The sequence below is a fragment of the Pseudomonas sp. BW7P1 genome, assembly GCF_024981055.1.
GTDB classification, from domain to species: domain Bacteria; phylum Pseudomonadota; class Gammaproteobacteria; order Pseudomonadales; family Pseudomonadaceae; genus Aquipseudomonas; species Aquipseudomonas bananamidigenes.
Genome location: NZ_CP103374.1, coordinates 1,618,883 through 1,630,462 on the forward strand (window position 1 = coordinate 1,618,883; position 11,580 = coordinate 1,630,462).

Genomic DNA, 11,580 nt, shown 5'->3' on the forward strand with positions numbered 1-11,580 from the left:
GTTACTCCCCTTTGCCGCCGTAGGCCTTGTCATTTGCCTTGGCGGGTGCCGGGTTCCTGGCGACGTTGGTCGCTTCGGTCGGGTTGACCTGAACACCCGGACGCACGAATTGCAGCCCTTCGGTGATCAGGCGATCGCCGGCTTTCAGGCCGTCTTCGATCAGCCACTGGCTGCCGACGGTACGGCTGGCCTTGAGCTGACGCAGTTCGACCTTGTTGTCCGCACCGACGACCAGCGCGGTCGGGGTGCCCTTGAGGTCGCGGGTCACGCCTTGTTGCGGTGCCAGAATGGCAGCGGCGTTGACACCGGCTTGCAACTGGGCACGCACGAACATGCCAGGCAGCAGGGTGTGATCCGGGTTCGGGAACACGGCACGGAGGGTCACGGAACCGGTGGTCGGGTCGACCGACACTTCGGAGAATTCCAGCTTACCGTCGAGCTTGTACTGGCTGCCGTCTTCCAGGGTCAGCTTGACCGCGGCGGCGTTGTCGCCGGCTTTCTGCAGACGACCGCTTTCCAGCTCGCGGCGCAGTTCCAGCAGTTCGACCGAAGACTGCGTCACGTCAACGTAGATCGGGTCCAGTTGCTGGATGGTCGCCATCGCATCGGCCTGACCGTTGCTCACCAGCGCACCTTCGGTGACCGAAGAACGGCCGATACGCCCGGAGATCGGCGCATAGACCTTGGTGTAACGCATGTTGATCTGCGCGCTCTGCAGCGAGGCTTCCGATTGCAGGGTGTTGGACACGGCCGTGTCGTATTCCTGACGGCTCACGGCCTGCTCATTGACCAGTTGCTTGTAGCGGTCGGAGATCGACTTGGTCGAACGCAGATTGGCTTCGGCGCTCTTCAGGGTCGCTTCATAGACCGACGGATCGATCTGATACAGCTGCTGGCCGGCTTTGACATCGCCGCCTTCCTTGAACAGACGCTTGAGAATGATGCCGTTGACCTGCGGGCGGACTTCAGCGATGCGGAACGCACTGGTGCGGCCCGGAAGTTCCGATGTCAGGGTAAAGGCTTGTGGTTGCAGGGTGACGACGCCGACCTGAGGAGGCGGTGCGGCGGGAGCCGCCTCTTCCTTTTTACATCCGCTGAGCAGCGATGCCAGGGCGACGGCAGTGACCAGAGCGGTAACAGCTGGCTTGAATTGCATGAAGATCCTCGGGTCAGGCGCGCGAAAAGCGCACAAGAAGTGTGGAAGGGTAAAAAATGGATGCCGGGTGGATAAGTAGCTTGCTAATGAATATACTTACGTTCATGGTTGTTTGTAAACACCTTGGCTGCGTACCCAATCGGTTACAAAAGTCGTGGCAAGGTCTGAAATTGTAGGCCGGGGAAGTGATCCGCGAGAGATCCGCCCCTTTTTATTCAGCGGATATTCAGCCATCCCTGAACCATCCTGTTTGAGGTTTTACTGCCATGGTTCGTCGTACCAAAGAGGAAGCTCAGGAAACGCGAAGCCAGATTCTGGAAGCCGCCGAGAAAGCTTTCTTCGAAAGGGGCGTGGCCCGCACGACGCTCTCCGACATTGCGAGCCTGGCCGGTGTGACCCGCGGTGCCATCTACTGGCACTTCAGCAACAAGGCGGATCTGTTGCAGGCGATGCTCGAGACGTTGCGTGAGCCGCTGGACGAGTTGGCCAAGGCCAGCGAAAGCGAGGACGAGCTGGATCCGCTGGGCTGCATGCGTCAGTTGCTGATTCATTTGTTTCAGCAGGTTGCGCTGGATCCGAAGACTCGGCGTATCAACGAAATTCTGTTTCATAAGTGCGAGTTCACCGATGAAATGTGCGACCTGCGCCAACAGCGCCGGACTGCCAGCCTCGATTGCAATGTGCGGATCGCGCTGACACTGAGTAACGCGGTCAATCGTGGGCAACTGCCGGCGGACCTCGACACCGCCCGTGCTGCCATCAGCATTCACGCCTTTATCGACGGCATCCTGTATCAGTGGCTGCTGGCCCCGGACAGCTTCGAGCTCTATGCCGAAGCCGAGCGCTGGGTCGATACAGGGCTGGATATGCTGCGCTGGAGTCCCGGCCTGCGCAAATGAAACAAAATGCAAAATCGGATCAGGTTGGATCAATCAAGCAGGCGAAAGAAGATCCCTGTTCGTTCGCCTTGCTGCAACGGACTGCTTTTATATACCTCATCGAATCGAGTTGATACGTAGCGAACTACGTATTTTGTAGGGATTTTGTTTCATGTTTGTGAGCAGATGTCAGCGCCCGACCTGATCAGCGCCCATGAAAAAGCCCCGGCTCTGGCGAGTCGGGGCTTTTTGCGTTTCGGCGCAGTGGCTTACAGCGTTGGGTAGTCGATGTACCCGACCGGGCCCTTGCCGTAGAACAGTTCAGGGCGAGCATCGTTGAGAGGGGCATCGGCCTTCAAGCGGGCCGGCAGGTCCGGGTTGGCAATGAACGGGATGCCGAATGCCACTGCGTCGGCCTTGCCCTCAGCCAGCCAGGCGTTGGCGCTGTCCTTGGTGAAGCGCTCGTTGGCGATGTACGCGCCGCCGAAGGCTTCTTTCAGTTGCGGGCCGAGGCTGTCTGCGCCTTCTTTCTCGCGGGAGCAGATGAAAGCGATGCCACGCTTGCCCAGTTCGCGGGCGACGTAAGTGAAGGTTTCGGCCAGGTTGTCGTCGCCCATGTCATGGGAGTCGGCGCGTGGTGCCAGGTGTACGCCGACACGGCCGGCGCCCCAGACTTCGATCGCCGCGTCAGTCACTTCCAGCAGCAGGCGGGCACGGTTTTCCAGGGAGCCGCCGTAGTGGTCGGTGCGCTGATTGGTGCTGCTTTGCAGGAACTGGTCGAGCAGGTAGCCGTTGGCGCCGTGGATTTCCACGCCGTCGAAACCGGCGGCCTTGGCGTTTTCCGCACCGACGCGGTAGGCGTCGACGATGTCGGCGATTTCAGCGGTTTCCAGCGCACGCGGGGTCGGGAAGTCGGCCAGTGGGCGAACCAGGCTGACGTGACCTTTCGGCTGGATGGCGCTTGGGGCGACCGGGGTTTCGCCGTTCAGGTACGACGGGTGGGAAATCCGCCCGACGTGCCACAGTTGCAGGACGATCTTGCCGCCGGCGGCGTGAACCGCCTTGGTCACGTTGGTCCAGCCGCGCACTTGATCGTTGGACCAGATGCCCGGGGTGTCCGGGTAGCCGACGCCCATCGGGGTGACGGAAGTGGCTTCGCTGAGGATCAGCCCGGCGGAAGCACGCTGCACGTAATATTCGGCCATCAGCGCGTTCGGTACGCGGCCTTCGTCGGCGCGGCAGCGGGTCAGCGGCGCCATGATGATGCGGTTGGACAGCTCGAGATCGCCCAGCTTGATCGGATCGAAAATTGTTGCCATGAGATACAACCCTCGTGAAGTCAGTGAGTGAATCAGTTAGCGGTGGCCAGCTCGGGGTTACCGTTCTGGCGGAATGTGATCAGGGTCACCAGCAGCGCCAGGACCGCCAGCGCGGCAGCGGCGAGAGGCACGCTGGTCAGGCCGTAGCCGTGGGCGATGACGCTGCCGCCGACCCAGGCACCCAGCGCATTGCCGACGTTGAAGGCGCCGATGTTCAGGGTCGACACCAGATTCGGGGCGGCCTGGCCGTAGGTCACGACGTTGACCTGCAGGGCCGGCACGGCGGCGAAACACGCGGTGGCCCAGAGGAACAGGGTGATTTCGGTGGGGATCAGCGCGATGCTGGTCCAGGTCAGAACGGTGGAGGTCACGGCCATGGCGATGAACACGCCGATCAGCGTCGCTGCCAGGCCCTTGTCGGCCAGTTTGCCGCCGATGATGTTGCCGACGGTCAGGCCCAGGCCGATCAGCATCAGGGTCCAGGTCACGCCACGGGGCGAGACGCCGGTGACATCACCCAACAGTGGTGCGACGTAAGTGAACAGGGTGAACACCGAGGCGGCGAACAGCGCAGTCATGCTCAGGGACAACCAGATCCCGGCGCCCTTGAGGGCGGCCAGTTCGGCGCGCATGTCGAGTTTTTCCTCGTCACGCTTGGCCGGCAAAAAGCGGATCAGGCCGAGCAGCGCAATCACGCCGATCACGGTCACTGCCCAGAAAGTCGAACGCCAGCCGGCTTCCTGGCCGAGGGCGGTGCCCAGCGGAACACCCAGCACGTTGGCCAGGGTCAGGCCGGTGAACATCAGCGCCACGGCAGACGCGCGTTTGTTCGGCGCCACCAGGTTGGCGGCAACCACCGAGCCGATGCCGAAGAACGCGCCGTGACAGAGGGCGGTGATCACTCGGGCAAACATCAGTACGTTGTAGTCAGTGGCGATGGCGCAAAGCAGGTTGCCGATAATGAAAATGCCCATCAACGCGACCAGTGCAGCCTTGCGCGGCAATCGCGCAGTGGCCATCGCCATGAATGGTGCACCGATCGCCACGCCCAGGGCGTAACCGGTCACCAGCCAGCCGGCACCGGGGATCGACACACCGAGATCGGTCGCCACATTGGGCAGCAGGCCCATGATGACGAATTCCGTGGTGCCGATGGCGAAGGCGCTCAAGGCGAGTATGAGAAGCGAGAGGGGCATCGTTTGGTCCTTTTGGCTGGCTGACGTTAAGGGTCAGAGCTCTTTGCTGAGGGTGCTGAGGAACGCCTGGATCACGTCCTCGTTGCGTTTGAAAAAGTGCCACTGGCCGGCTTTCTGGCTGCTGATCAATCCTGCGCGTTGCAGGGTGGCCAGGTGGGCGGAGACAGTCGATTGCGACAGGCCGCAGCGTTGATCGATCTGCCCGGCACAGATGCCGTACTCGTGGTTGTGGATCTGTTCCGGAAACTCGGCTTTCGGGTCTTTCAGCCAGTTGAGGATGTCTCGCCGTACTGGGTGTGCCAGGGCTTTTATTATTTCGTCGAGGTCAATGTTCATGGCTGGTTGCTCGTGATGTGTGTAGCGTTATATCGCGATGAGGCGAACTTTAAATCGGTATTTCGCGATATACCAATATGAATTCGATCTGACGACCGCATAAATTGGTATATCGGGTTATAACGATATGTGAGGTGTAAACAAACCCGGGCGCGGTGCTAAGCTGCGCCCATGAACTATCTCGCACATTTGCACCTTGGTGGCCAGCGTCCGGGTCAATTGCTCGGCAGTCTGTATGGCGATTTCGTCAAAGGGCGGCTGCAAGGCCAGTTCGATGCGGAGATCGAAGCGGCGATTGCCCTGCATCGTCAGATCGATGTGTTCACTGATCGTCACCCGTTGGTGGACGCTTCACTGGCGCGGTTCACCTCGACCCGCCGCCGCTACGCCGGCATCGTCCTCGACGTGTTCTTCGACCATTGCCTGGCCCGGGACTGGACACTGTACGCCGACCGCCCGCTGGAGCAGTTCACCTCCGACGTTTACCGTGTGCTGTCCAGCGAGCGGCAGTTGCCCGAGCGCCTGGCGAAGATCGTCCCGCACATGGTGGCCAATGACTGGTTGGGTTCGTATCAGGAGTTCGAAGTGCTGGAACAGGTGTTGCGCGGGATCTCCCGGCGCCTGACCCGACCTGAAGAACTGGCGGGGGCGATGGAGGATTTGCGGCGGTTGTATGAACCGTTGAGCGAAGACTTTCGTTTGTTCTACCCACGGCTGCAGGACTTTGCCGGCCGACAGCTGTAGGCGGAGTCGCCGATCAGGCCGCGATCAGATCGCGGGCATGTTGCGCTTCGACCGGTTTGAGCACATCGCCGAACAAGACTTTCTGCACCGCCTGCTGTGCTTCAAACGCCAGCGCCGCGCGCTCGCGGCCCTGGCAGGCAATCGGCTTGAGCAGATGAATCTCGACATCGCCGCAATCGTTGCTGAACAGACGCATCAGGTGCGACAGCAAATCATCGTCACCAATGAACGGTGCCAGCGTATCGATCTGGCCATTGCGCAGATAACGGATCGCCACCGGTTGCAGCATCACTTCGGAATCAATCGCCGCCGACAGCAGGCGACCATGAAAGGTGCGCAGCGAACGACCGTTGGTGGTGGTGCCTTCCGGGAACATCAGCAGCGGATGATCGGTTTGCAGGTGACGGGTCATCTGTTTGCGGATCAACTGGCTGTCGCCCGAACCGCGACGGATGAACAGGCTGCCGGCCTTCGCCGCCAGCCAACCGGCCACCGGCCAGGTGCGCACTTCGGCCTTGGACAGAAACGACAGCGGCGTCAGCATGCCGAGCAATGGAATGTCAGTCCATGAAACGTGGTTGCTGACCCACAGCATCGGCTGCTTCGGCAGCTCACCGTGGACGGTCACGCGAAAGGGCAGGGCATTGCTCAGGCGCGCCATGAAAAACCGCGACCAACGCTGCCGGCGCTGCATCGAATGGGCCAGCCCCAGGCGTTCGAAAACCCCGAAGACACTGGCCATGCTCAGGCCCAGCGTCACCACCAGCAGCACCCGCGCGATTCGCGCGTACACCCGCAACCGGCTCATCACACGGCCGCCTTGAAGTGTCTGGCATAGCGCGGGCAGAGCTCGTCGCGCTTGAGCAGGATGAACACGTCGGCGACCTGGAAATCTTCGTCCCAGCACGGCTCGCCACAGATCTTCGCCCCGAGGCGCATGTAGGCCTTGAGCAACGGCGGCATTTCGGCGATCACGTTGGAAGGAATATCCAGCGCCGGGAGCGGATTCTTCGGTTCGGCGCGCAAGTGTTCGGTGCACAGATAACGCTCGCGCAGACGCTGCATGATCGCGTGCGCCTGTACGCCGCCGTCCTGCATCGGGATACTCGCGCAACCCATCAGGTAGCTGTAGCCGCCCTGGTTCAGCACCTCGGCCAGTTCGCCCCAGAGCACGGCGATGGTGCCGCCGTTGCGGTAGGCCGGGTCGACACAGGTGCGACCGATTTCCAGGATCGGCCCCTGAAGGCCGGCGAGGCCATGCAGGCTGAATTCTTCTTCGCTGTAGAACCGGCCCAGGCTGCTGGCGGCGGTGTGATCGAGCAAACGGGTAGTCGCCACCAGGCGGCCGGTGTTCAGGTCACGCACGCCGATGTGGCTGCAGTGAACATCATAGTCATCCATGTCCAGACCCAGTTCCGCGCCTTTCAGCTTGGCGTTGAATTCGCCGCTGAACACGTTGAAACGCAAGGCCTGGGCTTGCTGCAACGCTTCGGCGCCGATCAGGCGTTCGGCTTGCAGGCGGCGTTCATTGCCGGTGTCGCTGATGCGGGCGATCTGAGTCATTTGAATCTCCGTACGGGCCTTTAACCCGTCGTGGGTTACAGCCGATCGACTTTCTTTATGCAGCTGTGTTGTGCAAAGTCAGGCTATGTAGCCCCGGTGTCATCGCCATGAATGTTTGGTGATGCTTATATGACAGCCCACAAGGAGCCTCTGATGACCTGGTCGACCCTGCTTGAATGCCGCGAACGCCTGCCCGCCGTTGCCGATCTGGCGGAGGGTTTCGCCACGCTGCTGCATCAACTGGGCAGCGTCACGCCGTTCGAACTGGCGGTGGCGGGAGGGCGGCGGATGGCGACGCCGGGGCTGGCGTTTCTGGTGGGCTATCAGGCGGCGTTGCGCATGCTCTGGCCGAGCGCACCGCCGAGCCTGGGCGCGTTGTGTGCGACCGAGCAGCGCAGCCTGCGTCCGGCGGACATGCAGACCCGCCTCACGGATCTGCGCCTCACCGGGCTAAAGGATTTCGTCACCGCCGGCGATGCGGCGGACTGGCTGCTGATCGCCGCGCGCAGTGAGCAACCCGGCGAATCACCGCGTCTGAGTCTGGCCGTGGTGTACCCCGGCGAGTCCGGCGTGCGTGTGGAAAAACTCCCGGCGTTGCCGTTGATGCCGGATATCAGTCATGGTCGTTTGCACCTCGACGACGCCCTGTGCGAGTTGCTGGCCGGAGACGGTTGGGATGCCTACGTCAAACCCTTCCGTACCCTTGAAGATGTCTATGTACTGAGCGCCATGACCGCGTGGTTGTTCGGCGTCGCTCAGGACAGCGGCTGGCCGCAGCCGCTGCAATTGCGCTTGCTGGCGCTGTTGGCCGGGTGTGCGGAAGTCAGTCGGCAGCCACCGAACAATCCCGCCGGGCATGTGTTGCTTGGTGGCTTGTTTGCGCAGTTTGACGGGCTCAAAGCGGAAGTCGATCAGGCCCTGCGTGACGGCAATCCCGAGTGGGCGGCGATGTGGCAGCGCGATCAGTCGGTCATGCAACTGGCGGCGGGCGCGCGGGCCAAGCGTCTGGCCAAGGCGTTGGCGACCAGCCAAAACACATCTGTCATGAACGCCGGCTAGGCTTGGCAGGTTAATCCCCAGAGCCCTCACCATGTTCAAAGGCCTGTCTCTTTTTCTGCTGCTGATCAGCTTCACGGTTCAGGCCGATCAATGGCCGGGCGAACAATGGCCGACCGCTCCGAAAATCACCGGCCCGGCCGTCGAGGCACTGGAGGCTTACGCCTTTCCCGCCCGCGACGACAACACTCGCCAGGGCATCCGCACCGATGCCTTGCTGGTGGTCCGCGACGGCCAGATCGTCTATGAACGCTATGGCGCCGCAACCACCGCCGACACGCCACACCTGACCTGGTCGATCAGCAAAAGCCTGATGGCCACGGTGCTGGGTGTGGCCTACGGCGAAGGTTTGTTCAAGCTGGACGATCCCGCCGCAAAGTTTTACCCGGCGCTGGAAAAACACCCCGCGATCAAGATGGCCGATCTGCTGCACTGGGCCTCGGGCATTGACTGGCAGGAAGACTACGAATACGCCCCGCTGAAGTCCTCGGTGGTGGCGATGCTTTACACCCGTGGTCACCGCGACATGGCCGCGTTCACCGCCGATCATGACAGCTACGCGCCGGCGGGCCAGGCGTTCCGCTATTCCAGCGGCGACAGCAATCTGTTGGCGGCGGCGCTGAAAACCATGGTCGGTCCGCAGCGTTATCCAGACTATCCATGGACAGCGCTTTTCGATCCATTGGGCATCCGCCATGCCACCTGGGAAACCGATGCCACAGGCACCTTCGTCGCGTCGTCCTATGCCTACCTGACGGCCCGGGATCTGGCGCGGATCGGCCTGCTGATGGCCCGGAACGGGCGCTGGAACGACCGGCAGTTGCTGCCAGAAGAATGGGTAGCGTTCAACCGCCAGCCCTTCAGCGGCTACAAGGCTGATCAGGACGAAGCCGTCCCCGGCGGCCAGTGGTGGCTCAATCGCCCGGCGGACGGCGCCCCCTCGCCATGGCCCGATGCACCGCCCGATACCTTCGCCGCCCTCGGTCACTGGGGTCAGGCGCTGTACGTGATTCCGAGCGAAAAACTGGTGATCGTGCGCTACGGCGATGACCGCGACGGCAGCTATCGCCATAACGAATTGCTCAAGCGCGTGCTCGGGGCGGTGCGGCCATGAAACTGTTCAGTCGTATTCTTTTGGGGCTGTTTGTCGTGCTGCTGGGCTGGGGCTGGCACGAACGGCAAAACCTGTGGGCCTTCCCCGATATCATCAGCGCCTATACCGCCAAGGAATACTGTTCGTGCCGCTACGTCATGAACAACGACGCCGGATATTGCCGGGGTTACGTCAAGCAGTGGTTGCCCGCTGAGCTGACCGATAACGCTGCACAAAAACTCGTCAGTGCCAGCGGCATGGGCCGTAGCAACAGCGCCCAATGGCAGGGCGAGCGTCAGGGCTGTCGTCTCAATCCCTGATCAGCAAAATGAACTGCCAGTTTGCAACCCGGCTTCAGGCAGTTAAGGTTCGTGCAGGTTAATCGGCCCCACGAGTTTTCAATGTTCAACCGTTCTCTGTGCAACGCCTTCGCCGGCCTGCTGCTGGGCGCCGCTGCGCTGCCGGCCCAGGCCAACTGGTATCTGGACGGCGAGTCGTCGCGGCTCTCCTTCGTCAGCACGAAAAACGCCAACGTGTCCGAAGTTCAACGCTTTCTGGTACTGCACGGCAAGGTCGATCCCGATGGTCGCGCCGAAGTCGAGGTCGAACTGGATTCGATCAACAGCGGCATTCCGCTGCGTGACGAGCGCATGCGCAAGGAACTGTTCCAGATCGAGCAATTCCCCGGAGCGACCATCACCACACAGATCGACCTGCGCCCGATCAACGATCTGGCTCCCGGCGCGCAGCTTGAATTGCGCCTGCCGCTGACCGTCAATCTGCATGGCAAACAGCGCGAATATCCCGCCGAATTGCTTGCCACGCGCCTCGATGACCGACGTTTTCAAGTGGTAACCCTGGAACCGCTGGTGATCAGCGCCGAGGACTTCGATTTGCTGCCGGGGCTGGAAAGCCTGCGCAAAATGGCCGGCCTGTCGGCCATCAGTCTGTCGGTGCCGGTGGGTGCGGTGCTGATCTTTGCGGCACGCTGACATGCGCGGCGCAGTGTTCCCTTGGCGTGACGGCAACCGCTTCGAACTGTTGATCGACGGCCCGCAATTCTTCCCGCGCATGCTTGAAGAAATCGCGGCGGCCCGTGAGCAGATCGAGCTGGAGCTGTATCTGGTGGAGGCCGGTGCCTGTGCCGAAACCGTGGTCCAGGCGCTGGTGCTGGCGGCCGAGCGCGGGGTGCGTGTGCGGTGTCTGTTCGATGATTACGGCAGTCTCGCCTTCACCTTGACCTTGCGTCAGCGCCTGACCCTCGCCGGTGTCGAGCTGCGTTTTTACAATCGCCTGAGCTGGCGGCGCTGGGTCGGCAATTTCTACCGCGATCATCGCAAGCTGTTGCTGGTCGACCAGCGGCTGGCGGTGGTGGGCGGCACCGGGGTCACTGACGAGTTCTGGAGGCCGGGTCACGACAGCAGCGAATGGCATGAAGTGATGGTGCACATCACTGGCCCGCTGGTGCTCGACTGGCAATTGCTGTTCGACCGCCAGTGGATCGCCAACCGCCATCGCCGGGCCTGGAAGCCTCACGCGAATTTTGGTCTGCCACGATTGCCGCGAGTACCCGACACGGGTGAGGGCATGGGCCGGGTGGCTTACACCGACGCCCGTCAGCATCGCGACATCCTGCAATCGCTGTTCCGTGCCCTGAACAGCGGCCAACAGCGCATCTGGCTGGCCACGCCGTATTTCCTGCCGACCTGGAAAATCCGCCGCTCGTTGCGCAAGGCCGCCGCCCGTGGTCTCGATGTGCGTCTGCTGCTGACCGGGCCGCGCACCGATCACCCGTCGGTGCGTTATGCCGGCCATCGCTACTACCCGCGCCTGCTCAAGGCCGGGGTGAAAATCTTCGAATACCAGCCGTGTTTCCTGCACCTGAAAATGGTGCTGGTGGACGATTGGGTGAGCATCGGTTCTTGCAATTTCGATCACTGGAATCTGCGCTTCAACCTCGAGGCGAATCTGGAAGCGCTGGACCCGTCATTGACGGCAGAAGTGGTGGCGAGTTTCGAGAAGGACTTCGGCCTGAGTCAGCAGGTGAGTCTGGAGGAATGGCAGCGTCGGCCATTGTGGCGCCGGGTGAAGCAGCGGATCTGGGGCTGGGTGGATCGGGTGGTGGTCAATATTCTGGATAGACGCGGGTAGCACTCATCGCAAAAACAATGTGGGAGCGAGCCTGCTCGCGAAAGCGGTGTACCAGTCAGTGTCGATGTGACTGATGAACCGCATTCGC

13 protein-coding genes are annotated in these 11,580 nt (G+C 61.8%); 7 read left to right on the top strand and 6 right to left on the bottom strand.

Annotation, left to right across the window (positions count from 1 at the left end; all coding sequences use genetic code 11):
* Position 1: 1 nt before the first annotated feature.
* The gene (emhA, locus tag NWV16_RS07260) at positions 2 to 1,156 is read right to left on the bottom strand and encodes an efflux RND transporter periplasmic adaptor subunit EmhA (protein WP_260522509.1); all 1,155 of its coding nucleotides are present in this window, start codon (positions 1,154 to 1,156) and stop codon (positions 2 to 4) included.
* Between the two features lie 266 nt (positions 1,157 to 1,422).
* Between emhA and emhR the strand changes: the two genes are divergently transcribed.
* Entirely contained in the window at positions 1,423 to 2,055 is a 633-nt protein-coding gene (gene emhR / locus NWV16_RS07265; RefSeq protein WP_065257581.1) for an efflux system transcriptional repressor EmhR, read from the top strand.
* 248 nt (positions 2,056 to 2,303) lie between these two features.
* Here emhR and NWV16_RS07270 read toward each other — a convergent pair whose 3' ends face one another.
* The 3 genes from NWV16_RS07270 to NWV16_RS07280 are packed head-to-tail and all read right to left on the bottom strand — an operon-like array spanning position 2,304 to position 4,885.
* Complete coding sequence (locus NWV16_RS07270; protein ID WP_260522510.1) at positions 2,304 to 3,353, bottom strand: alkene reductase; 1,050 nt, start codon at positions 3,351 to 3,353, stop codon at positions 2,304 to 2,306.
* A 32-nt stretch (positions 3,354 to 3,385) separates the two neighbouring features.
* Positions 3,386 to 4,549, bottom strand: a complete 1,164-nt coding sequence (locus NWV16_RS07275) for an MFS transporter (protein WP_260522511.1) — start codon at positions 4,547 to 4,549, stop codon at positions 3,386 to 3,388.
* 33 nt (positions 4,550 to 4,582) lie between these two features.
* Complete coding sequence (locus NWV16_RS07280) at positions 4,583 to 4,885, bottom strand: ArsR/SmtB family transcription factor (protein ID WP_065257584.1); 303 nt, start codon at positions 4,883 to 4,885, stop codon at positions 4,583 to 4,585.
* Between the two features lie 171 nt (positions 4,886 to 5,056).
* Between NWV16_RS07280 and NWV16_RS07285 the strand changes: the two genes are divergently transcribed.
* Positions 5,057 to 5,629 (top strand): ACP phosphodiesterase, encoded by a 573-nt coding sequence (locus NWV16_RS07285; RefSeq protein WP_260522512.1) that lies wholly within the window; start codon positions 5,057 to 5,059, stop codon positions 5,627 to 5,629.
* Between the two features lie 13 nt (positions 5,630 to 5,642).
* Here the strand turns inward: NWV16_RS07285 and NWV16_RS07290 are convergent, their stop codons facing one another.
* Positions 5,643 to 6,437 (bottom strand): 1-acyl-sn-glycerol-3-phosphate acyltransferase, encoded by a 795-nt coding sequence (locus tag NWV16_RS07290; protein WP_260522513.1) that lies wholly within the window; start codon positions 6,435 to 6,437, stop codon positions 5,643 to 5,645.
* Positions 6,437 to 7,192, bottom strand: coding sequence for an L-ornithine N(alpha)-acyltransferase (olsB, locus tag NWV16_RS07295; RefSeq protein WP_065257587.1), 756 nt, complete (start codon positions 7,190 to 7,192; stop codon positions 6,437 to 6,439). The genes NWV16_RS07290 and olsB overlap by 1 nt, the downstream gene beginning before the upstream one ends.
* 153 nt (positions 7,193 to 7,345) lie before the next feature.
* On the opposite strand from olsB, the gene NWV16_RS07300 reads away from it, so the two are divergent.
* The 5 genes from NWV16_RS07300 to NWV16_RS07320 all read left to right on the top strand — a co-directional run bounded on the left by NWV16_RS07300 (position 7,346) and on the right by NWV16_RS07320 (position 11,492).
* Positions 7,346 to 8,251 carry an acyl-CoA dehydrogenase family protein gene (locus NWV16_RS07300; RefSeq protein ID WP_260522514.1) on the top strand — a complete coding sequence of 302 codons (906 nt, stop codon included), beginning with the start codon at positions 7,346 to 7,348 and terminating at the stop codon, positions 8,249 to 8,251.
* 31 nt (positions 8,252 to 8,282) lie between these two features.
* A complete protein-coding gene (locus NWV16_RS07305; RefSeq protein ID WP_260522515.1) occupies positions 8,283 to 9,362 on the top strand; it encodes a serine hydrolase domain-containing protein in 1,080 nt (359 codons plus the stop codon).
* Positions 9,359 to 9,661 carry an amidase gene (locus NWV16_RS07310; RefSeq protein WP_260522516.1) on the top strand — a complete coding sequence of 101 codons (303 nt, stop codon included), beginning with the start codon at positions 9,359 to 9,361 and terminating at the stop codon, positions 9,659 to 9,661. The genes NWV16_RS07305 and NWV16_RS07310 overlap by 4 nt, the downstream gene beginning before the upstream one ends.
* 81 nt (positions 9,662 to 9,742) lie before the next feature.
* Complete coding sequence (locus NWV16_RS07315) at positions 9,743 to 10,333, top strand: YceI family protein (RefSeq protein ID WP_260522517.1); 591 nt, start codon at positions 9,743 to 9,745, stop codon at positions 10,331 to 10,333.
* Position 10,334: 1 nt separating this feature from the next.
* Positions 10,335 to 11,492, top strand: a complete 1,158-nt coding sequence (locus NWV16_RS07320) for a phosphatidylserine/phosphatidylglycerophosphate/cardiolipin synthase family protein (RefSeq protein ID WP_260522518.1) — start codon at positions 10,335 to 10,337, stop codon at positions 11,490 to 11,492.
* Positions 11,493 to 11,580 lie beyond the last annotated feature (88 nt).